Genomic DNA, 26977 nt, shown 5'->3' with positions numbered 1-26977 from the left:
GACGAGCCGAAGCGGGTACGACGTGGTGTCAGAGCTGCTTGATGTCGAGGGCATCAGCAAGAGCTTCCCAGGCGTTCGAGCCCTGCACGAGGTGCAGTTCACGCTCGCGAAGGGCGAGGTTCTCGTGCTCGTGGGGGAGAACGGCGCGGGCAAGTCGACGCTCATGAAGATCCTCTCGGGGATCTATCAGCGGGACGCCGGTGTCATCCGGGTCGAGGGCCAGGAGGTGGAGATACCCGGCCCCGCCGCGGCGCAGGAGCTGGGCATCAGCATCATCCACCAGGAGATGAACCTCATGCCCGACCTGACGGTCGCGCAGAACATCTTCATCGGCCGAGAGCCGCGGAAGGGGCCGTTCCTCGACGAGCGCCGGCTCAACCGGCAGACGTCGGAGCTGCTCGAGGAGCTCGGCATCCGGCTCGACCCGCGCGCGCTGGTCGGCGATCTCACCGTCGCGACCCAGCAGATGGTCGAGATCGCCAAGGCACTCTCGTTCGACGCTCGTGTGCTGATCATGGACGAGCCGACGAGCGCCCTGACCGACACGGAGGTCGAGACGCTCTTCGGCCTCATCGACGCGCTGCGCGAACGCGGGACGGGGATCATCTACATCTCGCACCGGATGGAGGAGCTCCAGCGGCTGGCGGACCGCGTCACGGTGCTCCGTGACGGCGAGTACATCGGCACGGTCGAACGGGAGGACATCGACGTCCCGACGATCATCGAGATGATGGTCGGTCGGCACATCGACAGCGACGCCCGCCCGGCGCCGCACGCCACGAGCGACGAAGTCGTGCTGCGGGTCTCGGGCCTGTCCACCCGATCCCTCCTGCGCGACGTCTCCTTCGAGCTCCACCGCGGGGAGATCCTCGGCTTCGCCGGCCTGCTCGGTGCCGGGCGGACCGAGACGGCGCGCGCGGTCATCGGCGCGGACCCGCGAAGCTCGGGGACCATCGAGGTCGGCGGCCGGCCCGTCCGGATCGACCAGCCGTCCGACGCGGTCCGTCACGGCATCGGCTACCTCTCCGAGGACCGCAAGCAGCTCGGGCTCATGCTCGAGCAGAGCGTCACGTTCAACACCGTGCTCGCCTCCATGCCCAGCGTCACCGGGCCGCTCGGCGTCGTCCGGGACGGCAAGGCGCGGGCGATCGCCGGCCGCTACGCCGACCAGCTCGGCACCAGGACGCCGTCCGTCGGCCAGACCGTCAAGCTGCTCTCCGGCGGCAATCAGCAGAAGGTCGTCATCGCGAAGTGGCTGGCGCGCGACTGCGACATCCTCATCTTCGACGAGCCGACGCGCGGGATCGACGTCGGCGCGAAGGAGGAGATCTACGGCCTGCTCGCGGCGCTGGCCGCGGAGGGCAAGTCGATCATCGTCATCTCCAGCGAGCTGCCCGAGATCCTCAGGCTCTCCCACCGCATCGTCGTCATGTCCCAGGGCAGAGTCACCGGGACCCTGACCAACGCCGAGGCGACGCAGGAGAAGATCATGCACCACGCGACAGCCATCGCCGACGACCTCGTCGCGACGGACCACGCCTCGACCCACGAACAGGAAGCGGTATGACCGAGACGACCCAGACCGGCCCGGGCGGCGACGCGACGGCGCCCCCGCCGTCGGCAGATCGGCCCTCGGCGAAGGGTCGGGCCGGCGGCGCGAACGGGACGCTGCGCCGGTGGATGCAGCAGGGCCTCGCGTTCGGCACCCTGATCGTGCTCCTGGGGTTCTTCTCGATCGCCAGCGACAACTTCTTCACCTGGTCGAACATCGTGGGCATCATGCTCGCGACGGCCGTCATCGGCATCCTCGCCGTCGGGACCACGTTCGTCATCACGACCGGCGGCATCGACCTCTCCGTCGGGACCGGGATGACGCTCTCCGCGGTCATGACCGGGATCGTCGCCGTGAACTGGGGGCTCCCGCTGACGGTCGGCGTGATCGCCGGCGTCCTGACCGGCGCACTCATGGGCCTCGTGAACGGCCTGAACGTGGCGTTCCTCAAGCTGCCGCCGTTCATCGCGACGCTCGCGATGATGATGGTCGCGCAGGGGCTCTCGCTGGTGATCTCCAACGTCCGCCCGATCTACTTCTCGGGCATCCCGGCGTTCAACCAGATCGCCCTCGGAGTCACCATCCCGGGTGTGCCGAACGCCGTCCTCATCATGTTCGTGCTCGCGGTGGTCGCCCATCTGCTGCTCAGCAAGACCCTGTTCGGCCGGTACACCGTCGCCATCGGCTCGAACGAGGAGGCGACCCGGCTCTCGGGCGTGAACACCAGGGCCTGGAAGGTCCTGGTCTACACCGTGGCCGGCAGCTTCACCGGCATCGCCGGCGTCGTCGTCGCCTCACGCCTCGCCTCGGCCCAGCCGCAGATCGGTGTCGGCTACGAGCTCCAGGCGATCGCGGCGGTGATCATCGGCGGCACGTCGCTGCTCGGTGGGCGCGGCACCATCGTCGGGACGCTCATCGGCGCTCTCATCATGGGTGTGGTGATCAACGGGCTGCGGATCATGTCGATCCAGACCGAGTGGCAGAACGTGGTGCTCGGCGTGGTCATCGCGATCGCGGTCTTCGCCGACTCGCTCCGTAACCGGAGAGGGGGCTGACCCGCATCCGTCCCACACAACAGCGACTCGGCCGACCATCCCACGAGACAACGGAGTTCCCATGAGATTGATCAGACGTACCGCCGCGACCGCGGCACTGGCCAGCGCACTGCTCCTGGTCGCCTGCTCCGGCGAGACCATCGAGGACCCGGCCGCCGGAGGCGGCGACGCCGGCGGCGGTGGCGGTGACGGGGGCGGCGGAGACGGTGGCGGCATGCAGATCGCTCTCGTCTCGAAGGGCTTCCAGCACCAGTTCTGGCAGGCGGTGCAGACCGGTGCCGAGGAGCAGGCCGAGGAGATGGGCGTCGAGGTCACCTTCGAGGGCCCGGCCTCGGAGACCGAGATCGACGCCCAGCTGCAGATGCTGCGCTCGGCCATCGACCGCCAGCCGGACGCGATCGGCTACGCCGCGCTCGACCCCGAGGCCTGCGTCCCGCTCTACGAGCAGGCCGAGCAGGCGGGCATCCCGATCGTCGAGTTCGACGCCCCGTGCAACAGCGAGTACAGCCAGAACCTCGCGGCGACCGACAGCATCGCCGCGGGCGCGCTCGCCGCCGAGCACATGGCGGAGATCATCGGCGGCGAGGGCAAGATCGGGATCGTCGGGCACAGCCAGATCAACTCGACCGGCGTGGAGCGGCGCGACGGCTTCGTCAACGAGATCGAGGAGAACTACCCCGACATCGAGATCGTCGACATCCAGTACGGCGACGGCGACCACCTGAGGTCGGCGGACATCGCCAAGACGATGATCAGCGCCCACCCGGACCTCGCGGGCCTGTACGGGACGAACGAGGGCTCCGCCATCGGCATCGTCAACGCCGTGCAGGAGCTCGGGCTCCCGCCCGGCGACATCACCGTCGTCGGATTCGACTCCGGAGCGGCGCAGATCGGTGCGATCGAGAGCGGCGCCATGGCCGGCGCGATCACCCAGGACCCGATGGGCATCGGCCGGTCCGTCGTCGAGGCCGCCGTCGCGGCCGCGAACGGCGAGGAGCTCGAGGACTTCACCGACACCGGCTCGTACTGGTACGACGCCGAGAACCTGAACGACCCGGAGATCCAGGAGATGCTCTACGAGTGATCCCCTCCCGGCTCGTCCGGTGCGTGTCCCGGGAAGCCCCCGGCAGCCGAGCTGCCGGGGGCTTTCCTCGTCGTGGGGCCGGCCCCACTGCCGCGGCGGCGGTCTAGCGGAAGCGTTCGGCCGCCGTCGCGAGCCGGGCCACGACCTCCGGCGTCATGGCGATGTCGAACACCTCGCCGATCACCTGGGTCCACCCGTGGATGAAGTACCCCCAGCCGTCGGCGGCGGTGACGCCCCGTTCGTGCTGCGCCCGCGCCTGCGCAAGGAGCTCCAGCGAGCCCCGGTAGTTGAACTCCCACACCCGCGCTCCCTCCGGGAACGGGACACCGTCCGGCACCGGGCTCCCCGGGCGGTCCTTGCCCAGGCCGGTGGCGTTGACGACCAGGCTGCCCGGCGGCGCCGCCGCGAGCGCGGCCGCGGTCGTGTCCGGGTTCGCGACCACGAGCTCCAGCAGCGCGCCGTCCGTGCCGCGTGCGGCGTGCACGGCGGCGAGGTGGTCCAGACGTTCGCGAGACGTGTCGGTGACGCGGATGCGGCGCGGCAGGTCGTCACGCTCGGCGAGGCACCAGGTCAGGGCCAGCCCGGCACCGCCGGCGCCGAGGACGACGGCGTCCCGCTCGCCGCCGAACCCGTCGGACGGCCAGAGCTCGTCCAGCGCGAGGCCCGCGGTGATCGGGTCCTTGGCGTGCCCGAGCAGCCGGCCGCCGCGCTTGGAGATGCTCGAGACCTCGCCGCACGCCGTGGCGAAGGCGTCGAGCTCGTCGAAGAGGTCGCTCGCGGCATCGTAGAGCCGCATCTTGTGCGTCGTGACCAGCGCGCCGCGATGCGTCGGATCGTCGCGGATCTGCGCCACCAGGTCCCGGTAGCGCTCCGGCGGCGCGTCCAGGGGCAGGTCGTGGCCGTCGAGCGTGGAGGTCGGGAGGCCGAGGATCTCGGCCCAGACGGGGAAGATCCGCATGATCGAGGAGGACGCCGTCGAGACGCCGACGAACCCCATCCGCCCCGCTCGTGCGGGCTGAGCGGAACCTGTCATGAACCTGACCTCTCGTCGCGGGCGGGCGGGTGGCCGGCCGGGTCGGGCGACCACGTGTTCACGAGGTTCGGCGGCCGGCGGCCGGCCAGCACCGCGAGCACGTTCTCGACGGCGCCACGCCCCATGGCGTCGACCGCCTCCCAGGTCTGGGCGCCCGCGTGCGGCGTGACCGTGACGCGGTCCGCGAGCGCAGGGTCGAGCAGGGGCGAGCGCGCGGACGAGCTGTCCGAGAGCGTGTCCGCGGCGTAGGCGGCGACCCGGCCCTCCCGGAGGGCCGTCGCCAGCGCGGGCTCGTCCACGAGATCGGCGCGGGCGGTGTTCACGAGCACCGGCGGCCGGGCCAGTCTCCCCAGCCACCGCTCGTCGACGAGGGTCCGGCCGCCCGGGGCGTGCAGCGTCACCAGGTCGCAGCGCGCGGCCAGCTCGTCGAACGAGGCGGCGCTGACGCCGGCCGCCTCGAGCTCGTCCGCGGTGAGCATCGGGTCGGTCGCAAGAACCACGGAGCCGAAACCGCCGAGCCGTGCGGCCACGCCCCGGCCGATGCGGCCGAAGCCCACGATGCCGACGGTCAGCGCCCCGAGCTCGTGGCCTCGCTCGACGACGTCCCACTCCCCCTGCCGCACCCGTCGGTCCCCGGCGACCGTCTTCCGCAGCGCGGCGAGCATGAGCCCGACGGCGTGGTCGGCCACCGCCTCGGTGTTGGCGCCCGGCGTGTTGGTCACGGCGATACCCCGTGACGTCGCCGCGGCGACGTCGACGGCGTCGAACCCGACGCCGTAGCGGGCCACGACCCGCAGCCCGGGGCCGGCGTCCAGGTGGGCGGCGGTGACCGGACCCGTGCCCGCGATCCACGCGTCCGCCGCGGCCAGCGGCTCGACGAGGGCGTCGAGCTGGTGGTCGCTCGGGCCGCGCACGAGGTGATGGCCCCGGCCCACGAGGTCGGTCACCAGGTCGGCGCGCCCGCCGCCGAACGAGCGGGAGGTCACGAGGATCGTCGTCATGACTGCGGGGTCTGCTCGCCCCGGAACCACGGCGCGAGGCGGTCGTACGCCTCGTCGAACCGCGCGAGCCGGGCACGGTAGGCCTCGTGCCGCTCGCCGTCGGGAAGGAACTCGGCGGTGACCTCCGAGAGGTCGCGCGCGGCGCCGAAGCCGTCCACCAGCCCGAGCCCGACGGCGGCCACGACCGCCGCGCCGAGGCTGTTCGCCTCCTCGACGACGGTGCGCCGGGCGACGGGGACGCCCCAGACGTCCGCCATGATCTGCAGCCACGCGTCGCTCGCGGCGCCGCCGCCGACGGCGTCCACCCGGTCGATGACGGTCCCGCCCTGGCGGAAGGCCTCGAGGCACACCGCGAGGTTGAACGCCACGCCCTCCAGCACGGCACGCACGAGGTGGGGGCGGCCGTGATGCCGGCCGAGACCGACGAAGGCGCCGCGGGCCTGGGCGTCCCACCGCGGCGCCCGTTCGCCGAGGAGGTAGGGCAGGAAGTACAGCCCGCCGGTCGCCGCGTCGCCGGTGTCCGCGGCGGCCACGAGGGCCTCGAGCGAGGCCGCGGACGGCTCGGCGGAGAGCACCTCGTTGATCCAGGTGACGGAGGCACCGGCGGCCTGCATGGTCGCGGTCGGGACGTAGTGGCCGGGGACCACGTGGTCGAAGGTGAAGGTGCGCAGCTCGGGGTCGAGCACGGGAGCCTCGGCGGCGAACGAGATCCACGACGAGGTTCCCAGGCACACGTATGCGCCGTCGGAGGGTGCGACCACCCCGGCTCCCACGGCGGCGATCGGCCCGTCACCGCCGCCCATCACGACCGGGGTCGACGGCGGCAGGCCGGTTGCCGCGGCGGCGTCCGCCGTCAGGGTCCCCACGACCTCGGTCGAGGCGACGATCTCCGGGAAGATCGCGTCGTCGAGCCCGGCGGCGTCGAGGATGTCGGCGGACCACGTCCCGGTGCGCTGGTCGTAGGCGTTCGTCGACGAGGCGTCGCTGGGGTCGGTCGCGAGGCGGCCGGTGAGGCGGTGGACGACGAAGTCCTTCGCCAGGCAGAACCACCGGACCTCTCGGAAGGTCTCGGGCTCGTGGTCGCGCACCCACATGACCTTGGACACGGAGTACGTCGGGTCGACGCGGTGGCCGAGGATCTCGTAGGCCGTGCGCTCGCCGATCCTCTCGACGATCTGCCGGGCCTGCCGCCCGGCCCGGGTGTCCGCCCAGATGATCGCGGGACGGACCGGCTCGTACCGCTCGTCGAGCAGCACAGCACCCATCATCTGCCCGCTCACCACCATGCCGCCGATGCTCGTCCCGTCGACGCCGCTGGTGCGGAGCAGCTCGCGCGTCGCCTCGACGACAGCGCTGAACCAGTCCCCCGGGTCCTGCTCGGCCACACCACCGTCGGCGAAGTGGACCGGGTAGCCGACCGTGACGTGCTCGAGCATCCGGCCGGTCGCGTCATGGAGCGACGCCTTGTTCCCGGTGGTTCCCAGGTCGTGGGCGATGAGCACGTCAGCTCCAGGGGCGCAGCTCGTGGCCCGAGGCCGTCCGGTAGGCGCGGGCGCCCATCCCGTGCTCGAGGACCCAGCCGTAGTCGTGCCCCGCGCCTCCGGGGTAGACGGCGAGGAAGGAGTACGGCTCGTCGCCGGTGTTGACCGACCGGTGCGCCCAGCCGGGCGGGATGTACCCGATCGTCCCGGGCGCCATGTCGATCCACTCGTGCCGGGTCCCGTCGTACATCAGCAGCCCGCCGGCGCCGTGCAGCCCCAGGTAGATCTCTCCCTGGTGGTTGGGGTGCTGGTGGCCCTTGGTCATCCACAGCTCGCCGCCGGTGGTGCCCGGCTCGATCGTGGTGATCGACTGCGGGAGCTCGCGATCGACCTCCGGCACCGGCGAGGACTGCACGCGGTAGACGACCGGGTCACCGTCCGCGACGGCTGCCTGCCACGCCTCGTGGTCCGCGAAGAGCCCCTCCAGGTCGCTCATCCGGCGCGTGAGGGTCGGGCCCTCCGGCTCCAGGCGTGCCGCCTCGTGGTCGAAGGAGATCGCGAACGGGGCGACCGGGGGGGTGGCGAAGGCGGGCACGGCGGCGTCTCCTCGGCGGCTCGTGTGGCGGCGGTCATTGTCGCGCCTCGAAACTACCTGTCATGACAAGTTGGTGCCACTCCCCGGCCGCCACGGTCAGGTCGGGTCGACGTGGCGGACCCTCGCGTGCGGCTCGCTCGCACGGAGGGTGAACTCGAAGCGGCTGCGGTCGCCCCTGTGCAGGGCGACGAAGTACTCGATCGGACGGTCGGCGGCGTCCAGGGTCAGGCTGGTGAGCCGGAGCGCCGGCTTGCCCGGACCGATACCGAGCAGCCGCCCCTCCCGCTCGTCCGTGATCGCGGCCTCGACCCCGCGGACGCCGCTGGTCACCTTGATGCCGCGCTCCTCGAGCGCGCCGTAGAGGGAGCGGTCGGCGAGGTCGAGGCCGAGGACGAGCGAGCCGACGGCGTACGGCATCCACGTCGTCGACCACGACCACGGCTCGCCGTCGACGTGACGCAGCCGGTCCAGGACCACGACGCGGTCACCGGGGGCGCATCCCAGCCGCTCCGCGACCTCCGTGGAGGCGGACTCGGGCTCGAACCGCAGGACCTCGCTGTGGACATGACCGCCGCGCGCCGCGACCTCCTCGTAGAGGCCCGTCAGCCGGTGCGCCAGCGCCTCGGGGGTCTTGCCGCGCGCGACGAACGTGCCCTTGCCCTTGACCCGGGTGATCACCCCGTCGTGCTCGAGCTGGCCGAGTGCCTGGCGCACGACGGTGCGCGAGACCCGGTACAGCTCGCACATCAGCAGCTCGCCGGGCAGCGGGTCACCGGGCTGCAGGGACTCGTCCTCGATCGTCGCCAGGATGCTCTTGCGCAGCTGGTCGTACATCGGCTGCGCCGAGCGCCGGTCGATCGCGTCACCGAGCGCTCCCGGCACGACCGCCGCGCGCCGGATGCGTCTGCGGGCGCCGGCCTGCACGCCGGTGACCACGTCAGTAGTCCACGCCGGCGATCAGAGCCACGTTCGCGTACGAGGTGTACTCGCCGGTGCGCACGACGGCGCGGGCACCGTGCGAGCGCCGCTTGTACTGCTCGTGGGGCACGAGTACCACCTCGAGGGGTGCCAGCCGGTCCTGGACCGCACGCAGCATCTCGGGGCTCGCCTCGGCGACCTCGGCGGGCATCACGGCGCCCTCCACGACGATCTCGTCGAGGATCACGTCGAGCACGTCGAGGAAGGCCGGCGCGCCCTTGCGGTAGGCGAGGTCGACGCGTTCCACCCCGGACGGGATGGGCAGGCCCGCATCGGCCACGAACAGCTCGTCGGTGTGTCCGAGCTCGGAGAGGATGCGGCTCAGCTGGGGGTGGATGGTGGTGGGGGTCTTGCGCATCAGGCGGGAGTCCTCTCGGGTGCCGGGGCGGCGAGCAGCTCGTCGATCTCGGTCGCGGTCGGCAGGCTCGGGGAGGCGCCCCGCTTGGTGACGGCGAGCGCGCCGGCCGCACCGGCCCGGCGGATCGCCTCGTCGCGTCCCAGCCCCTGGGCCAGACCCGCGGCCAGGACGCCGGCGAACGCGTCACCGGCGGCTGTTGTGTCGACCACGTCGACCGGGATCGGGGCATGGTCCGTGACGCCGTCGGCGGTGACGAGGACGCTGCCCGCGCCGGCGAGCGTCACGAGCGCCGCGCCGACCCCCTTGGCGACGAACCAGCGACCGGCCTCGACCGCGGCGTCGCGGTCGGTGACGGCCACCCCCGTCAGCAGCCCGGCCTCGGTCTCGTTGGGTGTCACGATGTCGACGAGCGGCCAGATCTCGTCGTCGAGCTCGTGCGCAGGCGCCGGGTCGAGGACCACTCTCACCCCGGCCTCGTGGGCACGCCGGATGGCGTGCATGGTGAGCGCGAACGGGATCTCCAGCTGCGTCAGCATCACGGCGGTCGACGGCGCGTACTGCTCGAACGCCGCGTCGATCTGGGCCTCGTCGAGCGCGGCGTTGGCGAGCGGCACCATCACGATGTCGTTCTCGCCGGAGGCGTCGACGCGGATGTGCGCGATCCCGGTCTGCCCCGGCACGGAGCGCACGTGCGTGATGTCGACCCCGGCCCGGGACAGGCCGTCCGTCACCAGGTCACGGAAGAGGTCGTCGCCCACGCACCCGACCATCCGCGCCTCGGCCCCGGAACGCCCCGCGGCGATCGCCTGGTTCGCTCCCTTCCCGCCGAGCACGAGCGTGAACGCGTCGCCCAGGAAGGTCTCACCGGGTTCCGGCAGCCGGGTCGAGAACGTGGTGAGATCCGCGGTGATCGAGCCCACGATGAGCACGCCGCGCCGTCCGTGATCCGCCACAACCCCTCCGTCCGAGGGCGTTCGTCTTTGACGCCCGAAACCTGTCATGACAATATCAGCGGCCGCGCCGCACACCTCGGCGCCGCTGCCCGCCCGAGCCCACGAAGGCACACGATGACCGCCCCGCGCCTGTACGTCGACTCGGCCGACGTCGACGCCGTCGCACCGCTGCTCGCCGGCCGGCTCGTCCGGGGCGTCACCACCAACCCGACGATCCTCGACCGGGCCGGTCGGACCGTCGAGGACATCCCCGCCCTGCACGAGACATGGGCGGCCGCGGGGGCCGAGGAGATCTTCTTCCAGGCGTGGGGTGCGGACGAGGCACAGCTCGAGCACCGCGCACGCGCCATCCTCGAGCTCGGCGAGCGCGTGGTCGTCAAGGTGCCGGCGACCCGGGCCGGGTTCGTCGTCGCGTCGCGGCTCGCGCACGACGGCGCACCGGTCCTGCTGACCGCCGTGTACACGCCGGCGCAGGCGCTCGCCGCAGCGGCCGTCGGAGCCCGCTACATCGCTCCGTACCTCGGCCGGATGCGGGCGCAGGGCTACGCGGCGCTCGACGACATCGCCCGCATGCAGAAGCTCTGCGCCGGCAGCGAGACGAACGTCCTGGCCGCGAGCCTGCGCGGCCCGGAGGACGCCGTCGCCCTCACGGAGGCTGGCGTCGGTCTCCTCACGGCCGCCCCGGAGCTGCTGTGGTCGCTCCTCGACGACGCCGCCACGACCGCGGCGGCAGCGGCGTTCGAGTCCGCGGCGGCTGTGAGTCCGTCGGGCGTGGGTCCCGGCACGTGGGCCGGATCCGCACCGCGTGCGGCGCGGGACTGACCTCGCGCTCTCCACAGGTACCTGTGCACACCAGGTGCATAACCGGCCGCCGCATGTGGACGAGCTCACCACTCCTGTGGACGACACGCGGCGGCCCTGTGAATCTTGCTCAAACCCCTTGCGCCCTACCCGTGAACGGGCATAGAACTTCTCTCACGCACTTCCCCTCGGGGAGGAGCTGACAACTCAAGAGAAGCTGGTCCAACCCGATCGGCCCTCGGGTCGGTCACCCCGATCAGCCGGACCTCAGGGTCCTGGTTGGTCAGATCAGCAGGGACCTTCGGGTCCAGTCGGTAAGCCGACACGGACAGTCCTCCGGGACGTGTACCGGTCCTGTACCGACCAGTTCCTCGGAACTCGCTGGTCACCCGGTCGGACGGCTCTTCGGGGCCGGACGACCCGATGAGCCCGGAGCGCAAGCGATGGGCTCGTCTCGGACACGGATCCGACCTCGGTCGGGACCGGCGTCCATCGGCCGGGCAGGCCCCCTCGGGGTCGACGCCAGCCGACGGCGGCTGGGTGACGAAGCCGCCGGGACCAGGAGACCTTGAGATGTCGATCGGCAGCGTCACCGGTGCCGGTCAACCGAAGGCCCCTCGCGACCCATACTCGCGAGGGGCCTTCACCTGCACCCGGGAGGTTAGCAGCGGTCCGCGCGACGACGCGTGACCGCGCTCGCCGGCGAGCCGTCGTGCGCCCCGGGCCCGGGCATCCGCGCGCCCGGCCGAACCCTGGCAGCAGCCGGCGGAAAATCGTTGGAGCGTCACCGCAGGAACCTGCCAGGCTCCTGCCGAGTCCAGCGCCGTGCCTGATGACGTGCCCGGTCGTGAGAGAGCGAGGAATGCGCGCTCGTGCCGCGGCCGGCCGCGCAAGAAGACGCGGCAGAGATCGAGAGGAGGGCCGCCGATGACCGTCGTCGTGGTTGTCGCATGCCCGGCGGACACCCTTCTCGACCCAGGGAGCACCGGCTAGTCCGCGCCGCACAGAGTGCTCCCGCCCGTGGAGCACACTCATGCCGAAGGTTCCCGAATCACCGCACGAAGACGACCCGCGCGCCGCGCGGCGCACGGTCGCGGCGCGGCGCGCCCGCAGCCACACCGCCGAGCAGCAACGCATGGACGAGATCGACGCGCTGGCCGGCAACGGCCTCGACCCGGACCAACGCTGGTCCACCTGGCGGTCGGTGACCAAGGGCCAGCGCGGCCCCGACCCGATCCCGGACTGGCTCGTCACAGCGGACGCCGCGGTCGACACCGAGCTCGGCATCCTCAAGACCGGCAAGGAGGCGGACGCCTACCTGCTCGAGCGCGCCGTGCCGGACGGTGCGGCCGGTCACGCGGACCCGGCCGCCGCCGACGGCCTCCTCGACGGTAGGTCCGCACGGCGATGCCTCCTGGTCGCGAAGCGCTACCGCGGCGCCGACCATCGCCTGTTCGAGCGCGACACCACCTACACCGAGGGGCGCACGGTCCGCCGGACGCGCGACAGGCGCGCGCTCGAGGACCGAAAGTCCACCTGGGGCCGGGCCGTGTCCGCCGGCCAGTGGGCGGATTCCGAGTTCGCGGCGCTGAGCGCCGCCTGGTCCGCGGGCGCCGCGGTGCCGTACCCGGTGCAGATCGACGGCACGGAGCTGCTCATGGAGTTCATCGGCACCGAGCAGCCCGACGGTGAGCTCGTCGCCGCGCCCCGGCTCACCCGGGAACGACCCGACCGTGACCTGCTCGAGTCCTACTGGGAGCAGCTCACCGGGGGAATGTCCGTGCTGGCCCGCCTCGGGTACGCGCACGGCGACCTCTCCCCGTACAACGTGCTCGTGCAGGGCGAACGGCTCGTGATCATCGACCTGCCGCAGGTGGTGGACCTGGCGGGCAACCCGTTCGCCGCGGACGTGCTGCTCCGCGACTGCCGCACCGTGTGCACGTGGTTCGCCGGGCGCGGCCTGGTCGCCGACCCGGACGCCCTGTTCGCCGAGCTGCTCGCGCAGGCCTGGTAAGGACATGTCCAGCTCCCCGCGGCGGTGGGAGGCTGGGCGGGTGAGCAGCAGCCTGACCGTGCTCGGCTCCTGCGGCGCGTGGCCCGAGCCGGGCCGGGCGTGCAGCGGCTTCGTGCTGGAGCACGAGGGCTTCCGCGTGGTGCTGGACCTCGGGTACGGCACGCTGAGCCGCCTGCTCGCCCACCTCGGATCCGCGGTCGGGGACGGCGTCGACGCTGTCGTGGTCACGCACCACCACCCGGACCACATGCTCGATCTGCACGGCCTCTTCCGGGCGCGGTGGTTCGGCCGCCGGGACGCGGCCCCGATCCCGTTGTACGCCCCGCCCCGGGTGCTCGCGATGCTGAAGTCCCTCGAGGACGAGGACCCGGATGACGTCGATCGCGTGCTCGCGCACCGTCCGCTGCCTGCCGGACCCTACGACGTCGGACCGTTCGTCCTCACCTCCCGCGCGCTGCCGCACTTCGTCCCGAACGCGGGCGTGCGGCTGGCCGCCGACGGGCTGTGCGTCTCCTACACGGGCGACACGGGCCCGGACGCGGCGCTGGCGGACCTCGGCCGGGACGCCGACCTGTTCGTGGTCGAGGCGAGCGACCGGCACCAGCGCCGCGGGGTGCCACCCGCCGCGACGACGTCACTGCACCTCAGCGCGCGGCAGGCCGGGCAGGCCGCCGCGGCGGCCGGCGCACGGCGGCTGCTGCTGACGCACTTCTGGCCGGGCAACGACCGCGAGCGCTCCCGCGCAGACGCGGCGGCGGTCTTCGACGGCGAGGTCATGCTGGCGGAGGAGGGGCTGCGGATCGCGCTGCCGTGAGCCGCGGCCCGCGGCGCTCAGCCGCCGACGCAGGAGTAGGACGCCGCGTCGTCGACGTCCCCGTGACCGTGGTAGCGCGGCCACGACGGGTACTCGCACATCGGTCGCGTCCGGTCGGCGTCCTCGTTGGCGTCCGCCGCCACCAGGCCCTCTGGCGCGATCCCGCGCTCGACCCACGCCTCGAGCGCACCGAGGCCGTCATACGTCGCCGTGAACGGCCCTTGCCCGTGCCCCCAGCCGGGAACCATGTAGAAGCGCAGGAAGTCGTGGAGCCGGCGCTCACCGAGCTCCGCGACCTGCCGGTCGTAGTACTGCACGGTGTTGTGCGGGGTGATGAAGTCGTCGGCGGTGCCGTGGGTGAGGATCACCCGGCCGCCGTGGGCCCGGAACCGGTTGAGGCTGACGTCCGTGACGTCCAGGATCTCACCGACCTCCTGGATCCGCTCCGTCCACCTGTGCGGGTCGAAGGTCATCGTCTCGAGCTCGGGGTCGCGCGTGACGATGTACTTCGCCGTCTGGTCGAGGACGATGTACTGCAGCGCCTCGGTCCCGCTGATCGGGTTCTCCGGCTGGGGCTCTGCGCCGAAGCCGGCCGACCCCTGGTACAGCGCCCCTTCGAAGAGCGCGCTGCGGGCGAAGATGCTGTTGCCCTCGATGTCGATCCCCAGGTCGTGGTCCGTGGTGATCCTGACCGCGGACTCGAGCTGCGCGTCGGAGAGGCAGGTCTCGCCGGCATCCGTGCCGTCCGGGCACCGTAGCGTCTCCACGTCGAACGCCTCGTTGCACCCGACGACGTTGCTGACGATCCCGTCGTCAGCGCCGTCCAGCCCGTCGCACGTGGCATAGACGGCGTCGGTGATGAGCGCCGTCTTCGCGGGCGAGAGCCAGCCCGCGCCGCGGTCACCGTAGAGGGCGTCGCGGAAGTTCACCGCACCGATATGCATCATCGCGACGTTGTAGGCGGGGTAGTTCGCGACCACGCCGTCGTAGTCGCGCGGGTAGCGCGCGGCGGCGTCGAGGGCCTCGTGCCCGCCCTGGGAGCCGCCGATGAAGTACATGTGGTCCGGGTCCTGACCGTAGGCGGCCTCGACCACCTCCATGGCGGCGTCGTGGGTCTTCTTCACCGACTGCTGCCCGTAGTTGAGCAACGCCTCGTCATCCAGACCGAACCTCCCGTCGAAGCCCGGTCCGCCCTGGTGGCCTCCGTCGGAGCCGAGCGTGACGTAGCCCTGCAGGATCGGCGGATCCTCACCGACCGGCTGCGCGGTGTACGGGTCCAGCCCTGTGACCAGGGTGCCGTCGTAGCCGCCGCCCCCCATCTGGAGCGCCCGCTCGTTCCAGTCGCCGGGCAGGTTGACCTGGAACTGCATGGACGGCGAGCCCTCGTTGACGGGCCGGATCCACCCGACCACGCTGCAGAATCCCCGCGCGTCCCAGGTCGCCGACTCGATGTCGGCGCCCGACGTGGGCAGGCCGATCTCGCGTTCCTCGATCTCGACCGCAGAGAGCTCGGAGCAGCGCTCGGCGGTGAGGGCCGTCCGCCCGTGCGGGGGCCCGTGGTGGCGCAACGCCGGCTCTGCCGCGGCCCCGGCCGCCAGCGCGACGCTCACCGCGACGGCGCCCGCCGTCACGACGGCGAGTCGCCGGGAGAGATACCCGGACAGTCCTGACATGTCGACGATCCTTCGCACGAGCCTTGCGGCGGCACTGCCGCGACGGCTCGGAACCTAGCACCCCCGCTGCGTCGTCGGAAGGCCGGCGCTCGACGGCAGACGTGCGCCCGAGCCCGTGCCGACGGCTGCAGACGACGCCGAGGGCACCACCACGGAGCTCCTGCCCTCTGCGCTTTCTGCGGCCCACGCGGGTGGGTGCCGCGTGTCCGGTTGTGCTTTCGGGCGGTTCGCGCCTTACTGTTGCGGCCACCGTTCGTCCGATGAGCCAAGGGAAGTCTCATGCGACGCAAGCACGGTCACGCGCCGAGACGGCGAGGACCAGACGCTGCGCGAGCAGGAGCCGGTGGAGGCCTGCCGCTGAACCGAGCGTTGGACGCGGCACTGAGCCGTCGCTCGATGCTCCGGGTCGTCGGCGGGTCGGCCGTGCTGCTGCCGCTCGCGGCGTGCGCCGAGGGCGGGAGCGGGCCGAACACGCTGCGCATCACGTACCAACAGTTCGGGTCCGGGACGATCATGCGGGACTACCTGACCGGCGTGATCGAGACCTACACGGCGGAGCACCCCGAGGTGAGCGTCGAGCTGGTGCCCCTCGTGGCCGCCGAGGAGGACTACTTCACCAAGAACGAGCTCATGATGTCCTCGGCGCGCACCACGCCGGACCTCGTCTACGAGGACACCTTCATCCTGCACTCCGACGTCGCCGCCGGGTACCTGCGCCCGCTCGACGAGTACATCGAGCAGTGGGAGCTGTGGGAGCACTTCTACCCGGCCGGCCGGGAGGCGGTCACCGCCGAGGACGGCCAGATCTACGCGGTCCCGACGCACACCGACACCCGCGGCCTCTGGTACAACCAGGAGCTCTTCTCCCAGGCCGGCCTCGAGGTGCCATGGAGACCGCGGACCTGGGACGACATCCTCGAGGCGATGCGCACCATCAAGCAGGAGCTGCCCGACGTCATCCCGATCAACGTCTACTCCGGCAAGCCGCAGGGTGAGAAGGCGAGCATGCAGGGCTTCGAGATGCTCCTCTACGGTACGGACGACCGGCTGTACGACGAGGAGTCCCGCACCTGGGTGCTCGGCAGCCAGGGATTCGTCGACACGCTGGAGTTCATCCGCACCATCTACAGCGAGGACCTCGCCCCCGGCATGGGCCAGGCGCTCGACCCGAACCTCTCCGAGCTGGTGCAGAACACGTGGATGCCCTCCGGGCAGGTCGCCGTCAATCTCGACGGGAGCTGGATCAGCTCCTCGTGGGTGGAGGGCGGTGCCGCCGAGTGGCCCGAGTGGTCGGAGGTGCTCGACATCGCGCCCATGCCGACCCAGGACGGCAGCGACCCGGGCCTGGTCACCCTGGCTGGCGGCTGGTCGTGGGCCGTGCCGCGGCTGTCGCGGAAGCCGGACCTCGCCTGGTCCTTCCTGCAGGAGATGATGACCACGGACAACATGGCCCAGCTCGCGGTGACCGACAACCAGGTGACGATCCGGGCCGACGTCGCCGAGCACGAGCAGTACGTCGGTTACTCCCCCGTGATCGAGTTCTTCACCGACCTCGTCGAGCGGGCCGAGTACCGGCCGGCCCTGGCCCCCTACCCGCAGGTCTCGGCCGCGATCCAGGCGGCCATGGAGACCGTGATGACCGGCCAAGGCAGCCCCGAGCAGGCGGCCGCCGCCTACGACGCCGAGGTCGTCGACATCGTCGGCCCCGAGAACACCTCGGAGGCGGCCCGATGACCGCCGCCACCGCCGTGGGCGGGAGCACCCGCCAGGGACCCGACCTGCGCCGCACGGCCCTGCGAGGGCTGCCGCTGCTCCCGTCGGTCCTGCTGCTGCTCGTCTTCCTGGCCGGCCCGATCTTCTACAGCGTCTACCTGGCCTTCACGAACCGGGCGCTGCGCGGCGAGGGCGCCGACGAGACCACCTGGGTGGGGCTGGAGAACTTCCAGACAGCGTTCGAGACGCCGGAGTTCTGGAACTCGGTCGTGCTCACCGTGGTCTTCACGGTGGTCTCGGCGATCATCGGGCAGAACATCCTCGGGATGATCCTCGCCCTGCTCATGCGGCGCGCGACGCGGGTGGTCGTCGGGATCACCGGCGCGATCGTCATCGGTGCGTGGATCCTGCCCGAGGTGGTCGCGGCGTACCTGTGGACGACGTTCCTCGGTGAGGACGGCTCCCTCAACCAGATCTTCGGCGCGCTCGGCCTGCCGCCGCAGGACTGGTTGTTCGCACTGCCGATCCTCGCGGTCTCCTTCGCGAACATCTGGCGCGGGACGGCGTTCACAATGCTCATGTACACCGCGGCGCTCTCCGAGGTATCGCCGGACGTCGTGGAGGCCGCGGAGATCGACGGCGCCGGACCGGTCCGGAGGTTCTTCTCCGTGACCGTGCCGATCATCCGCCGCACGATCATGACCAACCTCATGCTCATCACGCTGCAGACACTGTCCGTGTTCGGCCTGATCTTCGTCATGACCGGCGGCGGGCCCGGCACCTCCAGCCAGACGATGCCGCTGTACATGTACGAGCAGGCGTTCTCCTTCGGGCAGCTCGGCTACGGAACGGCGGTGGCGCTGCTCCTGCTGCTCATCGGCGCGGTGGCCTCGCTCGTGTACCTCCGGCTCCTGCCCCGGGAGGAGAAGATATGACCAGCGCGGTGGCGGAGCGCGAACAGACGAGCGCCGGTGACGCGGCACGGCGCGCCGGGAACGGGCGGGGAGCCGGCGGCGCCCGGCACCGGACCGCGAAGGCGGCCTCGAACCTCATCCTGCTGCTGGTTGCTGCGGCCTTCTCGGTCCCGCTGCTGTGGGTGGTCCTGGCGTCGATCGACCCGCAGGCGACCCTCGCGGTGCGGTGGCCCGATCCGCCGTCGGCCGAGAACTTCCGCGCGGTCCTCAACACCGAGACGACGTTCCGGCCGATGTGGAACTCGCTGGTGCTGTGCGGTGGCGCCACGCTCGTCACGGTGGTCTGCTCGGCGTTGGCGGCCTACCCGCTCTCCCGGTACTCCTCGCGCGCCAAGCGTCCGTTCCTGCTGACCGTCATCTTTGCCACGGGCCTGCCGATCACGGCGGTCATGATCCCCGTGTACGCGATGTTCGTGCAGGTCAACCTCATCGACTCCATGTTCGGTGCGGTGCTGTTCCTGGCGACGTCGTCCCTGCCGTACGGGATGTTCCTGACGAAGAACTTCATGGACGGCGTGCCGCTGGAGCTGGAGGAGAGCGCCTGGACCGAGGGGGCCACGATGCTCCAGACGCTGAGCAAGATCGTGCTGCCGCTCATGCGGCCCGGCACGGCGGTGGTCACGATCTTCACGTTCGTGACGATGTGGGGGAACTTCTTCGTCCCCTTCATGCTGCTGCTCTCCCCCGACAAGCTGCCCGCGGCGGTCAGTCTGTACACCTTCTCCAGCCAGTACGGGCAGGTCGCCTACGGTCAGCTCGCGGCCTTCTCGATCCTGTACTCGCTCCCCGTGGTGGTCCTCTACCTGCTGATGGGCCGACGCCTCGGCGCCGGGTTCGCCCTCACCGGCGGCATCAAGGGCTGAACGAAGGCCTTGCCAGGCCGCCACGGTGGGCGGAAGGTGTGCCCATGGACCTCCAGGCGATCGACATGGGCACGCTCGAGGGCGGCAACTTCGAGGGCTACCGGTACGGCTCGCAGATCTCGGTGATCTTCGAGCGGGTGCAGGCCGACGGCGTCGGGCCGCGGCTGCATCGTCATCCCTACGCGGAGACGTTCATCATCCGCTCCGGCTCCGCACGGTTCACTGTGGGCGAGGAGGAGATCGTCGCGGTGGGTGGGCAGATCCTCGTGGTTCCGGCGATGGTGCCGCACAAGTTCGCCACAGTCGGGGCGGAGCTGTACGAGGGCGTGCACGTCCACGAGAACGACCGGTTCGTCACGGAGTGGCTCGAGTAGGTCGTGAGCCGGGAGCGGCACCGCGTTCAGTCGGCGACGACGGCGGGCTCCTCACGGTGCGCCGGAGCGGTGCGTGCCTTGAGACGGCGGTGCTCACGGATCGCGTAGGCGACCGCGGCGACCCAGACCGCCACGATGAGCACGTACACGATCATGCTGGCCGGACCGGTCAGGCCGACCGAGTCGCTCGACAGGATGGTGTTCGAGTTGGTGAGGATGATGAACCCGCCGACGACGGAGCCCAGGACACGCGGCGGGACGTGCCGGACCAGCCACGCCGCGATCGGCGCGGCGACGAGGCCGCCGGCCAGCAGGGCCAGGACCCACGCGAAGTCGATGCCGGCGTGGCCCAGGCCCACGAGGAAGCCGATGCTCGCCGCGACGGCGACGACGAACTCGCTCGTGTCGATCGAGCCGATGACCTTGCGGGGCTCCAGTCGGCCGCTGGCCAGGATGGCCGGCGTGCCCACCGGTCCCCACCCGCCGCCGCCGGTGGCGTCCATGAAGCCGGCGACGAGGCCGAGCGGCCCGAGGAAACGGCGGCGCAGCGGCTTGCCGAGGTTCTCGCTGTTGAGGCCCTTGAACGTGAAGCGGGCCAGGACGTAGGCGCCGAGCAGCAGCAGGATGCCGGACATCACCGGCTCGGCGACCTCGGTGGAGAGCCAGGAGAGGAAGGTCGCGCCGGCGAAGGCGCCGATCGCGCCGGGCAGCGCGATGCGCCGGACCACCTTCCAGTCCACGTTGCCGAACCGCCAGTGCGAGACGCCGGAGGCGAGCGTGGTGCCGATCTCGGCGAGGTGGACGGTCGCAGAGGCGGCGGCGGGGTTGGTGCCGATGGCGAGCAGCAGCGTCGTCGACGTGACGCCGTAGGCCATCCCGAGACTGCCGTCGACGAGCTGGGCCCCGAGGCCGACCAGGGCGAGGAGGACGAGGGACTGCATCGGACGTCTGCCTTTCTGCGCGGGCACGTTCCGGCTGCTGGTGAGCCAAACCCTGTATACCCGGTCGGTCCGGTCGGAGACAACGGGAAACGCGGAAGATCCTGATGATTCCCATCACGTCCTGGATGGGCTCAGGGCTGGTCGAGGGTCAGAAGGGGGGCGCGGCGCCCGTCAGGGGTTCGTCCAGGCGGCCTCGTCGCGGGTGAGCGAGCGCACGACCTCGGGCAGCGTGCCGGCGCGGAGATCGGCGATGCTCACGGTCTCCAGGACCGCACGTACGTTGGCGCGCAGGGCGACCCAGACCTCCGGCAGGCCGGCCGCGGCACCGGCGTACTCCAGCTGTGACGGGCGCTCCCCCCGCACGAAGACCAGCGGACCGTCGACGGCGCGGACCACGTCGGCCACGGTGATCTCCTCGGCCGGCCGCGCCAGGCGGTACCCGCCGCGCGGCCCGCGCTGGCTCATGACGATGCCATCGCGGCGCAGGTCGCTCAGGATGCCCTCGAGGAAGCGGTGGGGGATGCGCTGGGCGGACGCCAGTGCCTCGGCGGCGATCGGGGGCTCGAGGCCAGCACCGGCGAGCTCGGCGGTGGCGCGGACGGCGTAGTCGGCCTTGGCGGAGATCCTCACACAGCCATTCTCCCAGGCGTGGATGCCTCCGGAGGGAGCCCGCTCAGGACAGGTTCACGCGCGTCGTGAAGGAGTTCGCCAGCTCCTCGTCGGGCATCTGACGGATCACGTCGTCGGGCACGCCCTGGAGTGTGAAGCCCAGGAGGAGCGCCTCGGGGGTGCTTCCCGCCGGGATGTCGAAGATGACCACGCCTTCGACCGTGTCCGTGGGCATCAGCGGATCGTAGAAGACCGCCGCATCCTCGCGGAGGGAGAGCAGGTCGTCGTTGCCGAGCGTCACCGCGCCCCCGTCGTCGAGGATCGCCTGGTCTGCGGCCATGAAGTGCAGCTGGCCGCTCAGGTCGTCCGGCTCCCTGTCGATGACGTTCGTCACGGTGACGTGGACGACCACGAACTGCCCTTCAGGTGCGGTTCCGCCGATGTCGCCGACGCCCGTCTCGACGTCCTCGACCGTCACCTCCAGGAAGCCCGCCTCCACCGGCTCGCCCATGCCGTGGCTCGCCTCGGCCTCCTCGGTCGGGCTGGGCTCGGCCTCCTCGGTCGGGCTGGGCTCGGCCTCCTCCGTCGGGCTGGGCTCGGCCTCCTCGGTCGGGCTCGGCCCGGGCGGAGACGTCGTCTCCTCACCCCCGCCGGCGCCATCGCACGCGGCAAGGGCGGCGGCTGCGACCAGGGCGAGCGGGGTGGCCGCGATGCGCGGCAGGATGCGGCTGCCCTGTCCTCGGCGGCGACAAGTGGTCATGGCTCCCCCTGGCATGCGTATCGATGTGCGGAGAGCGTAGCCGCCGCACCGCCACGACAGGCGGATCTCGCAGCCGGTTCCGGACGGCTCGACCCCGGCGGTGCGGCTCGCGCACCCGGCAGGAGGAGGGAAAGCCACCATGGGAAGTCGCACCGGTGCGTCGGTTCCCGACGGTTGCTGCGCGCCCGGAGGGACTCGAACCCCCAACCTTCTGATCCGTAGAGCAGTCGAACGGCCCGGTCTCGTCCCGTCTCTGGCGAGATTCTGCGGATCGTACGGCGTCTCACCCTGTCTCGTCCTCTCACAACCGATGCCGTCCGACGCCCTTTGTGAGAGGTCTGTGAGAGACCGTGAGAGGTCGGCGTCCATTCCTGCCACGCACAGGGGCGGGCGCAGATACCGTCCGCAGCATCGGCGACGACGGCCGCCCACCGAGTGAAGGCGAGAGCGAGACGTGAAGAAGAATCTGCATTTTCGGACTGCCCAGGACGGCAAGGAGCAGTCACTCCGCCTTGACGGGCACAGCGACCTGGACGCCGACACCCTCGCGGCCTACATGAAGAGCGGCGAGGTCATAACACTCAAGACGGACGAGGGACCCGTGGCCGTGAACTTCGGGAACCTAGCCACGGCTCGCGTCGCCGAGCCCGGCAAGGCGGTCTTCTTCTAATCGCGGCTCCCGACCCATGGGACTAATCGACCGGATACGACGGGTGCTCACTGGCCGAGCCCGCCGCGCGTCCCGCACCTGTTCGCCGCGAGCCCTTGGCCACGGTCGAGCGAGTCGTGCCGCGGCGCGTGGGGGTCGACCCCGCCAAGGTCCGCAGGCGTCGCGTGGACGTGGCGGCTCTGCGGGTCGTGGACCTGTCGGCGCTTGACCACCCGCACCCGGGTCAAGGGCTCGGCGTACGCCGTCAGCGACGCCGAGCGCGCCAGGTACGGCGGCCGGGAGCATCTACTCATCGCCGAGCCAGACAACGAGGCGGACCCCTCCGCCGTCGCGGCCTACGGCAAGGGCCATCGCGTCGGCTACCTCTCGACGGCCCGCGCGGCGTCTCTCGCGCCGCTGCTCGCGCAACTGCCCGGTGACGCGTTCCGCGTGACGGGCTCGAGCACGACGTCGAGCACCATCGTCCTCTGGGTGGACGTGCCCAAGGTCGAGCCGCTGCGCCGGTTCGTGCGCAGCAGTGCCTAGCGCTCTCGGTCGCCTACCACTTCCGGTACGGCTCAACGTGCTCGGGACGCACCTCGGGAGGCGGCTCCACCCTCCAGCCGTAATCGGCCAAGGTCGCGGCAGCCTCCGACTGGAGGTCTCGCACAGACGCTCGGAACTGCCGACGCCGCCACGCCTCGCGGCCAGCCTGAACAGCACGCTCCCAGCCGTGGACATGATCGATGCCACAGTCTCGGATCAGGAACTCGATCAGGTCTTCAAGGCAGGGCCGGAACCGTTCCCCGCCGACCGGCAGGTGCAGGTTCGACAGGTCGTGAGGGTTCTCTACACGACCTGCCGCGTGTGCGATCGAGAGCAGGTGGGAGAACGAGCCCCGCTCGGCGTGGAACTGCCAGTGCGCGATGGGGTCCGTGTGCATGTCCGCCCGGTACTCGTGCCGAACGAGCGGGGTCCGGTCGAGGGTCGAGAGCACCCGGAAGTCGGTCCGCGTCGTCTTCAGGTACTCGCCCGTGCGGTCGAGTTCCTGAAGCAGCAGCACGCTCAGCTGCGCGAGGTGCTGCCCGTTCACGGTCAACGGAATCACGCGGGTCTTCGCTGAGTCACCCTCCGGGCGCACCGAGTACCGATCATCTTGCTTGACAGAGACGATCGTCCGCTCGCCGGGAATGGTCGCGTCTAGGAGTTCCTGAACCTCGCGAGCGAACGCGAGGGACCGCTCTGCCAGGTCAGAAGTCGTCATCCGTGCCGTCGGCGAGCAAGAAGCCGATCTCCTCAAGATCCTCGGCTGCGTACCACTCATCGCCCGAGAGCGAACCGGCGCGAGCGCGCCTGCTGAACTCTTCCAGCGACGTTCCCAGCCCGTCGAGGATCTTCGTTCGGCGTGCGACCAACTCGTCGCGGGACACGGGGACCGTCCGTGGCGTCATGGTGGCATCCTCTCACTGGTGGTTACGTGAAGCGTGCAACCGACCACTGACATTCTCCACCGGAATGCCTCCCGCCGGGGTGCGCCGCCCCTCACCGCTCCCAGTAGCGCGACCCCGTGCGCGCGAGGTCGTTCCCCGAGCCCGGGACCACCGGGTGGCCTGCCACGGGTCCAGCCGGATCGGCGCACGGTAGGCGGTGGCTGCCTCGTACGCCACGGCCTCCACGTCCGTCAGGCTGACCGGCGCATCACGGCGGCCCGCGAGCACGTGCAGGCGGTCGAGCACGACACGCGGCGACGACGGGCGGCCGGGCGGGCTGTCCGGGGCGGGCGGGGCGGGCTCGCCGTGGCAGACCGCGAGCACCGTCCGGTCGTTCTTGAGGCCGAGGTTCATCCCGATCACGTAGCGGCGAGCTGGTTCGGGGTCGAGCGGGCCGCCGGTGGGGTGGAGCGCCACGCACGCGGCCAGGTCGTCGGGCGAGGAGCAGCGGCGGCGCACGGTGCCATTCGAGGCGATCCACCCGGGCACGGCGGCTCTCCTGCGCTCGCTCAAGGCGGCACAGGCGGCCGAACGTCTCGCAGCCGGTCCGGCGTACCGGGAGTGCCTGGAGAGCGATCGTCTCGTGGTCGTGGACGCGCTCGGCGAGCCCATGCGGCCGGAGGTCTACTCGGACCGGTTCCGGCGGCTGTGCGTGGCTGCTGGCGTCCCGAGCATCACGCTCCACAGCGTGCGGCACTCGCTCGCCTTCTGGCTCCACCAGGTCGGCGTAGCACCGGCCGACGCGGCGGCGCTGCTCGGCCACACGGTGGAGGTGCACCTCTCGACGTACCTCCCGCACTCGCGGGCCGCCGAGTTCACGGCGGCAGCGCAGGCGCTGGGCAGGGCGGCAGCAGCAGCCGGGGCCGATTCCTAGCGGACCCCGGCGGCTGGTGCCGTGCGAGGGCCGCCGTTTGTGAGAGCCCTTGTGAGAGGGCGATGAGAAAAGCCCCAGCCGGTTCCTAGTCCGGCTGGGGGCTTTCGGTCTGTGTCGCGGGTCAGCGGCCTATGTGTGGGCCTCTGGCTGGTGCGCGCCCGGAGGGACTCGAACCCCCAACCTTCTGATCCGTAGTCAGATGCTCTATCCATTGAGCTACGGGCGCAGGACCCTGAGCTGGGCCGAGGACGACTCTAGCGCGCCGGGTCAGGGCCGACCAACCCGCGCGGCCCGTGAGAGTGGTCACGAGGCGGCCGGACCGGCCACCCCCGGGAGCTCGGCGAAGGAGTACGGCGGCCAGGGGCCGAGGTAGCGGATACGCGCGGCGCTCTGCTCGTCCTGGATAGCGGCTAGCTCGCGGCCCACGGCGGAGACGTCGTCGGCCGGGACGAGCAGCGAGACGGACAGAACCGGCACGGTGCCGGGTTCCGGCCGGGCGCCCCGGTTCTCACTGAGGTCCTCGCTGAGGCGGGCCAGACGCCGCCGGTAGTCCTGGTACAGCTCGTCGGCGAGGGCGTCAGCCACCTCGCGCTCGCGCTGCTCCAGGCGCTTGCGCAGTAGCCTCTGCACACCTGGCGTACGGTCCGCCATCTCCCGGCGGGCCGCCTCGAGGTCCGGGTGCCCCTCTCCGACCTGCCGCTGGTCGAGCCCGACCTCCACGCGCAGCTCGACCCGGCCCGCGAGCGCCGCGAGCCGCGCCCGGATCCGGTCCTGATGCGTGCCGAGCCAGTCCTCCAGCCGCCGTTGCGCGGGTGCGTCCTCGGCGGCGGCGACGATGACGTTGAAGCTGACGGGCAGCACAGTGCTCCCGCCCTGCCAGACCCGGTCGACGACGTCGCTGTGCTCGACCACCCAGCGCCGCACGTCGTCGTCGGGCCCCTCGTAGGGCCCTCCGTCGTGCTCGTGCACAACAGCCGACGGGCCGCCAGCGGGCGTGACGAGCCGAACCGGGGCGCCGTCGAGGCCGGTGCCGAGCTCTCCGGGTGCGCCGTCCGTGATCGCGTAGACGTACAGGCCCGGGCCGCTCACTCGCGGCCCCCGACGGCCTCGTCGGCCCAGCGTGAGGGGTTGACGAGCTTGTCCACGACGTCGTCGACGACGTCGTCGAGGCCGCGGCGCAGGTCCGCCACCGACTCGGTCAGGCCGTGGTCGTCCTTGATCTGCTCGAGCGCGTCCTCGAGATCCAGCAGCGCCTGCCCGAGGCGCTCCTGCTCCTCCTCGGTGAGCTCGCCGCCCTCGATTCGGCGCAGCGCCTGGCTCTCCAGCGACTCCTCGATGACCTCGACGAGCGTGACCACCAAGGTGAGCACGCCGTTCTTCAGGCTCTTCTCGTCGACGTTCAGCGTCATGCGGCGCCTCCTTCTCGCTGGGCCGACGGCGCGCCGCTCAGTGCCCGCAGCTCGCGGACCCAGCGGGCGTCGTCGTCGGTGGCGAGCCGGACGGTACCGCCCGGGCCGAGGACGCGCACCACGGACCGCCCGGTGGGTGACCGACCCCGGACGACGTCGACGGAGACGATGTCCTCGGGCCGCAACCGGACGGCGGGCCGGGTGTCCAGGGTCCCGCGCCAGGTGAGCCCGGCCGTGCGCGAGACGGTGCAGGTGCCGCCGCGCCAGGTGGCTCCGCCGGCGAGCACCTCCTGGTACCAGACGCGCCCCTCCAGCGCCGGGGCGGTCCCGGGGGACGACGGCGGCACGGTGTGCTCCCCCACGCCCGCGGTCTGCCGGACCATGTCGGCCAGCCGGTCCGGCGCCGCCGCGGAGAGCACGCTCGTCCCTGCCGAGGTAGTCACCGCGACCCGGCGGCGGTCCTCGCCGCCGACGCTGCGCTCGGTCCGTAGGTTCACATCGGTGACGTCGGCCAGGTTTGCCTGCCAGAGCACCTCGCGCGGGTCCGCGCGCCAGACGAGCAGCCGGTGCGTGGTCAGGTAGACGATGCCTGGGCGCCAGGTGACGTACGGCTCCTCCTGGCGGTGACCACCCGCCATCCGGGTGACGAGGTCCTCGCCCTCGGCGAGGGGGACGTTCCGGGAGAGCGACCGTCGCACCCAGGCCCGCGTCTGCTCGTCCCAGGCGCGCATCATCCCGTGCTCGAGCATGGTCTCGATGCCGGCGATCGTCGCGCGCAGATTGACCCCGATGAGCGGGATGTCGGCGACGGAGATGATGAGGTCGAGGTCGAGGTAGACGCCCTTGTTGAGGAGCACCTCGAGCAGGTCCGGCAGTGTGGTGCGCGGGTCGCGAGTGGGCTCGAGGCCGCGGGTGTTCGTCACGGTGGT

30 protein-coding genes and 1 tRNA gene are annotated in these 26977 nt (G+C 71.5%); 13 read left to right on the top strand and 18 right to left on the bottom strand.

The window, feature by feature from the left end:
• Positions 1 to 22 precede the first annotated feature (22 nt).
• The 3 genes from ACFQQL_RS04295 to ACFQQL_RS04285 all read left to right on the top strand — a co-directional run bounded on the left by ACFQQL_RS04295 (position 23) and on the right by ACFQQL_RS04285 (position 3691).
• A complete protein-coding gene (locus tag ACFQQL_RS04295; RefSeq protein ID WP_382391596.1) occupies positions 23 to 1567 on the top strand; it encodes a sugar ABC transporter ATP-binding protein in 1545 nt (514 codons plus the stop codon).
• Between the two features lie 113 nt (positions 1568 to 1680).
• Positions 1681 to 2607, top strand: coding sequence for an ABC transporter permease (locus ACFQQL_RS04290; protein ID WP_465254020.1), 927 nt, complete (start codon positions 1681 to 1683; stop codon positions 2605 to 2607).
• 61 nt (positions 2608 to 2668) lie between these two features.
• Positions 2669 to 3691, top strand: coding sequence for an ABC transporter substrate-binding protein (locus ACFQQL_RS04285; protein ID WP_382391592.1), 1023 nt, complete (start codon positions 2669 to 2671; stop codon positions 3689 to 3691).
• A gap of 103 nt (positions 3692 to 3794) precedes the next feature.
• On the opposite strand, the gene ACFQQL_RS04280 is transcribed toward ACFQQL_RS04285, so the two are convergent.
• The 7 genes from ACFQQL_RS04280 to ACFQQL_RS04250 form a co-directional block, all read right to left on the bottom strand.
• Positions 3795 to 4724, bottom strand: coding sequence for a shikimate dehydrogenase family protein (locus ACFQQL_RS04280; RefSeq protein ID WP_382391590.1), 930 nt, complete (start codon positions 4722 to 4724; stop codon positions 3795 to 3797).
• Positions 4721 to 5725 (bottom strand): NAD(P)-dependent oxidoreductase, encoded by a 1005-nt coding sequence (locus ACFQQL_RS04275; RefSeq protein WP_382391588.1) that lies wholly within the window; start codon positions 5723 to 5725, stop codon positions 4721 to 4723. The genes ACFQQL_RS04280 and ACFQQL_RS04275 overlap by 4 nt, the downstream gene beginning before the upstream one ends.
• A complete protein-coding gene (gene xylB / locus ACFQQL_RS04270; RefSeq protein ID WP_382391586.1) occupies positions 5722 to 7227 on the bottom strand; it encodes a xylulokinase in 1506 nt (501 codons plus the stop codon). Before xylB ends, ACFQQL_RS04275 begins: the two co-directional genes overlap by 4 nt.
• Position 7228: 1 nt before the next feature.
• Entirely contained in the window at positions 7229 to 7801 is a 573-nt protein-coding gene (locus ACFQQL_RS04265) for a glucose-6-phosphate isomerase family protein (protein ID WP_382391584.1), read from the bottom strand.
• A 96-nt stretch (positions 7802 to 7897) separates the two neighbouring features.
• A complete protein-coding gene (locus ACFQQL_RS04260) occupies positions 7898 to 8737 on the bottom strand; it encodes a GntR family transcriptional regulator (protein WP_382391582.1) in 840 nt (279 codons plus the stop codon).
• Position 8738: 1 nt separating this feature from the next.
• Positions 8739 to 9137, bottom strand: coding sequence for a D-ribose pyranase (gene rbsD, locus ACFQQL_RS04255; RefSeq protein WP_382391580.1), 399 nt, complete (start codon positions 9135 to 9137; stop codon positions 8739 to 8741).
• Positions 9137 to 10090: a ribokinase gene (locus tag ACFQQL_RS04250; RefSeq protein ID WP_382391578.1), complete on the bottom strand. Its 954-nt coding sequence runs from the start codon at positions 10088 to 10090 to the stop codon at positions 9137 to 9139. The genes rbsD and ACFQQL_RS04250 overlap by 1 nt, the downstream gene beginning before the upstream one ends.
• 114 nt (positions 10091 to 10204) lie before the next feature.
• On the opposite strand from ACFQQL_RS04250, the gene ACFQQL_RS04245 reads away from it, so the two are divergent.
• From ACFQQL_RS04245 to ACFQQL_RS04235, 3 genes are all read left to right on the top strand, one after another.
• The gene (locus tag ACFQQL_RS04245; protein WP_382391576.1) at positions 10205 to 10912 is read left to right on the top strand and encodes a transaldolase family protein; all 708 of its coding nucleotides are present in this window, start codon (positions 10205 to 10207) and stop codon (positions 10910 to 10912) included.
• 1012 nt (positions 10913 to 11924) lie between these two features.
• Entirely contained in the window at positions 11925 to 12905 is a 981-nt protein-coding gene (locus ACFQQL_RS04240; RefSeq protein WP_382391574.1) for a serine protein kinase RIO, read from the top strand.
• Between the two features lie 4 nt (positions 12906 to 12909).
• The gene (locus ACFQQL_RS04235) at positions 12910 to 13719 is read left to right on the top strand and encodes an MBL fold metallo-hydrolase (protein WP_465253990.1); all 810 of its coding nucleotides are present in this window, start codon (positions 12910 to 12912) and stop codon (positions 13717 to 13719) included.
• Between the two features lie 17 nt (positions 13720 to 13736).
• Here the strand turns inward: ACFQQL_RS04235 and ACFQQL_RS04230 are convergent, their stop codons facing one another.
• The gene (locus tag ACFQQL_RS04230; RefSeq protein ID WP_382391570.1) at positions 13737 to 15392 is read right to left on the bottom strand and encodes a tannase/feruloyl esterase family alpha/beta hydrolase; all 1656 of its coding nucleotides are present in this window, start codon (positions 15390 to 15392) and stop codon (positions 13737 to 13739) included.
• A gap of 396 nt (positions 15393 to 15788) precedes the next feature.
• On the opposite strand from ACFQQL_RS04230, the gene ACFQQL_RS04225 reads away from it, so the two are divergent.
• From ACFQQL_RS04225 to ACFQQL_RS04210, 4 genes are read left to right on the top strand one after another with little or no spacing between them, the layout of a single operon-like run.
• Entirely contained in the window at positions 15789 to 17126 is a 1338-nt protein-coding gene (locus ACFQQL_RS04225; RefSeq protein WP_382391568.1) for an extracellular solute-binding protein, read from the top strand.
• The gene (locus ACFQQL_RS04220) at positions 17123 to 18040 is read left to right on the top strand and encodes a carbohydrate ABC transporter permease (RefSeq protein ID WP_382391566.1); all 918 of its coding nucleotides are present in this window, start codon (positions 17123 to 17125) and stop codon (positions 18038 to 18040) included. Before ACFQQL_RS04225 ends, ACFQQL_RS04220 begins: the two co-directional genes overlap by 4 nt.
• Positions 18037 to 18942 (top strand): carbohydrate ABC transporter permease, encoded by a 906-nt coding sequence (locus ACFQQL_RS04215; protein WP_382391564.1) that lies wholly within the window; start codon positions 18037 to 18039, stop codon positions 18940 to 18942. The genes ACFQQL_RS04220 and ACFQQL_RS04215 overlap by 4 nt, the downstream gene beginning before the upstream one ends.
• 44 nt (positions 18943 to 18986) lie before the next feature.
• On the top strand, positions 18987 to 19316 hold the full coding sequence (locus ACFQQL_RS04210) for a cupin domain-containing protein (RefSeq protein ID WP_382391562.1): 330 nt from the start codon (positions 18987 to 18989) through the stop codon (positions 19314 to 19316).
• Between the two features lie 26 nt (positions 19317 to 19342).
• Here ACFQQL_RS04210 and ACFQQL_RS04205 read toward each other — a convergent pair whose 3' ends face one another.
• The 3 genes from ACFQQL_RS04205 to ACFQQL_RS04195 form a co-directional block, all read right to left on the bottom strand.
• On the bottom strand, positions 19343 to 20257 hold the full coding sequence (locus ACFQQL_RS04205; RefSeq protein ID WP_382391560.1) for a sulfite exporter TauE/SafE family protein: 915 nt from the start codon (positions 20255 to 20257) through the stop codon (positions 19343 to 19345).
• Between the two features lie 171 nt (positions 20258 to 20428).
• Positions 20429 to 20887 carry an RrF2 family transcriptional regulator gene (locus tag ACFQQL_RS04200; RefSeq protein WP_382391558.1) on the bottom strand — a complete coding sequence of 153 codons (459 nt, stop codon included), beginning with the start codon at positions 20885 to 20887 and terminating at the stop codon, positions 20429 to 20431.
• 43 nt (positions 20888 to 20930) lie between these two features.
• Entirely contained in the window at positions 20931 to 21626 is a 696-nt protein-coding gene (locus ACFQQL_RS04195; protein WP_382391556.1) for a DUF4352 domain-containing protein, read from the bottom strand.
• Between the two features lie 454 nt (positions 21627 to 22080).
• On the opposite strand from ACFQQL_RS04195, the gene ACFQQL_RS04190 reads away from it, so the two are divergent.
• Both ACFQQL_RS04190 and ACFQQL_RS04185 read left to right on the top strand, forming a co-directional pair.
• Entirely contained in the window at positions 22081 to 22296 is a 216-nt protein-coding gene (locus ACFQQL_RS04190; protein ID WP_382391554.1) for a hypothetical protein, read from the top strand.
• Positions 22297 to 22500: 204 nt separating this feature from the next.
• Positions 22501 to 22821, top strand: coding sequence for an HIRAN domain-containing protein (locus ACFQQL_RS04185; RefSeq protein WP_382391552.1), 321 nt, complete (start codon positions 22501 to 22503; stop codon positions 22819 to 22821).
• A 13-nt stretch (positions 22822 to 22834) separates the two neighbouring features.
• Here the strand turns inward: ACFQQL_RS04185 and ACFQQL_RS04180 are convergent, their stop codons facing one another.
• Genes ACFQQL_RS04180 through ACFQQL_RS04170 form a run of 3 tightly spaced genes read right to left on the bottom strand, consistent with a single transcriptional unit; the run spans position 22835 to position 24254 of the window.
• On the bottom strand, positions 22835 to 23539 hold the full coding sequence (locus tag ACFQQL_RS04180; protein ID WP_382391550.1) for a hypothetical protein: 705 nt from the start codon (positions 23537 to 23539) through the stop codon (positions 22835 to 22837).
• Positions 23526 to 23726 carry a hypothetical protein gene (locus ACFQQL_RS04175; RefSeq protein ID WP_382391548.1) on the bottom strand — a complete coding sequence of 67 codons (201 nt, stop codon included), beginning with the start codon at positions 23724 to 23726 and terminating at the stop codon, positions 23526 to 23528. Before ACFQQL_RS04175 ends, ACFQQL_RS04180 begins: the two co-directional genes overlap by 14 nt.
• 12 nt (positions 23727 to 23738) lie before the next feature.
• Positions 23739 to 24254, bottom strand: coding sequence for a hypothetical protein (locus ACFQQL_RS04170; RefSeq protein WP_382391546.1), 516 nt, complete (start codon positions 24252 to 24254; stop codon positions 23739 to 23741).
• On the opposite strand from ACFQQL_RS04170, the gene ACFQQL_RS04165 reads away from it, so the two are divergent.
• Entirely contained in the window at positions 24226 to 24639 is a 414-nt protein-coding gene (locus ACFQQL_RS04165) for a tyrosine-type recombinase/integrase (protein WP_382391544.1), read from the top strand. The two genes, ACFQQL_RS04170 and ACFQQL_RS04165, sit on opposite strands and share 29 nt — an antisense overlap.
• A 153-nt stretch (positions 24640 to 24792) precedes the next feature.
• On the opposite strand, the gene ACFQQL_RS04160 is transcribed toward ACFQQL_RS04165, so the two are convergent.
• The 4 genes from ACFQQL_RS04160 to ACFQQL_RS04145 all read right to left on the bottom strand — a co-directional run bounded on the left by ACFQQL_RS04160 (position 24793) and on the right by ACFQQL_RS04145 (position 26971).
• A tRNA-Arg gene (locus ACFQQL_RS04160) sits at positions 24793 to 24865 on the bottom strand.
• A gap of 77 nt (positions 24866 to 24942) precedes the next feature.
• Complete coding sequence (locus ACFQQL_RS04155) at positions 24943 to 25728, bottom strand: GvpL/GvpF family gas vesicle protein (protein ID WP_382391542.1); 786 nt, start codon at positions 25726 to 25728, stop codon at positions 24943 to 24945.
• A complete protein-coding gene (locus ACFQQL_RS04150) occupies positions 25725 to 26048 on the bottom strand; it encodes a gas vesicle protein K (RefSeq protein ID WP_382391540.1) in 324 nt (107 codons plus the stop codon). Before ACFQQL_RS04150 ends, ACFQQL_RS04155 begins: the two co-directional genes overlap by 4 nt.
• The gene (locus tag ACFQQL_RS04145; protein WP_382391538.1) at positions 26045 to 26971 is read right to left on the bottom strand and encodes a gas vesicle protein; all 927 of its coding nucleotides are present in this window, start codon (positions 26969 to 26971) and stop codon (positions 26045 to 26047) included. Before ACFQQL_RS04145 ends, ACFQQL_RS04150 begins: the two co-directional genes overlap by 4 nt.
• Between the last annotated feature and the right edge of the window lie 6 nt (positions 26972 to 26977).

Source organism: Georgenia alba (genome assembly GCF_042665525.1).
In the GTDB taxonomy this organism is placed as follows: domain Bacteria; phylum Actinomycetota; class Actinomycetes; order Actinomycetales; family Actinomycetaceae; genus Allobogoriella; species Allobogoriella alba.
Note: the sequence above shows the minus strand (reverse complement) of the source record. Positions and strands in the feature narration are given on the sequence as shown.

What these genes read in the sequence shown, in the direction of transcription:
- ACFQQL_RS04290 (WP_465254020.1), top strand. Translation starts at nt 1,681, where the DNA reads ATGCAGCAGGGCCTCGCGTTCGGCACCCTGATCGTGCTCCTGGGGTTC.
- ACFQQL_RS04285 (WP_382391592.1), top strand. Translation starts at nt 2,669, where the DNA reads ATGAGATTGATCAGACGTACCGCCGCGACCGCGGCACTGGCCAGCGCA.
- ACFQQL_RS04280 (WP_382391590.1), bottom strand. Translation starts at nt 4,724, where the DNA reads ATGACAGGTTCCGCTCAGCCCGCACGAGCGGGGCGGATGGGGTTCGTC.
- ACFQQL_RS04275 (WP_382391588.1), bottom strand. Translation starts at nt 5,725, where the DNA reads ATGACGACGATCCTCGTGACCTCCCGCTCGTTCGGCGGCGGGCGCGCC.
- rbsD (WP_382391580.1), bottom strand. Translation starts at nt 9,137, where the DNA reads ATGCGCAAGACCCCCACCACCATCCACCCCCAGCTGAGCCGCATCCTC.
- ACFQQL_RS04245 (WP_382391576.1), top strand. Translation starts at nt 10,205, where the DNA reads ATGACCGCCCCGCGCCTGTACGTCGACTCGGCCGACGTCGACGCCGTC.
- ACFQQL_RS04240 (WP_382391574.1), top strand. Translation starts at nt 11,925, where the DNA reads ATGCCGAAGGTTCCCGAATCACCGCACGAAGACGACCCGCGCGCCGCG.
- ACFQQL_RS04235 (WP_465253990.1), top strand. Translation starts at nt 12,910, where the DNA reads ATGTCCAGCTCCCCGCGGCGGTGGGAGGCTGGGCGGGTGAGCAGCAGC.
- ACFQQL_RS04230 (WP_382391570.1), bottom strand. Translation starts at nt 15,392, where the DNA reads ATGTCAGGACTGTCCGGGTATCTCTCCCGGCGACTCGCCGTCGTGACG.
- ACFQQL_RS04225 (WP_382391568.1), top strand. Translation starts at nt 15,789, where the DNA reads ATGCTCCGGGTCGTCGGCGGGTCGGCCGTGCTGCTGCCGCTCGCGGCG.
- ACFQQL_RS04220 (WP_382391566.1), top strand. Translation starts at nt 17,123, where the DNA reads ATGACCGCCGCCACCGCCGTGGGCGGGAGCACCCGCCAGGGACCCGAC.
- ACFQQL_RS04215 (WP_382391564.1), top strand. Translation starts at nt 18,037, where the DNA reads ATGACCAGCGCGGTGGCGGAGCGCGAACAGACGAGCGCCGGTGACGCG.
- ACFQQL_RS04210 (WP_382391562.1), top strand. Translation starts at nt 18,987, where the DNA reads ATGGACCTCCAGGCGATCGACATGGGCACGCTCGAGGGCGGCAACTTC.
- ACFQQL_RS04205 (WP_382391560.1), bottom strand. Translation starts at nt 20,257, where the DNA reads ATGCAGTCCCTCGTCCTCCTCGCCCTGGTCGGCCTCGGGGCCCAGCTC.
- ACFQQL_RS04195 (WP_382391556.1), bottom strand. Translation starts at nt 21,626, where the DNA reads ATGACCACTTGTCGCCGCCGAGGACAGGGCAGCCGCATCCTGCCGCGC.
- ACFQQL_RS04180 (WP_382391550.1), bottom strand. Translation starts at nt 23,539, where the DNA reads ATGACGACTTCTGACCTGGCAGAGCGGTCCCTCGCGTTCGCTCGCGAG.
- ACFQQL_RS04175 (WP_382391548.1), bottom strand. Translation starts at nt 23,726, where the DNA reads ATGACGCCACGGACGGTCCCCGTGTCCCGCGACGAGTTGGTCGCACGC.
- ACFQQL_RS04150 (WP_382391540.1), bottom strand. Translation starts at nt 26,048, where the DNA reads ATGACGCTGAACGTCGACGAGAAGAGCCTGAAGAACGGCGTGCTCACC.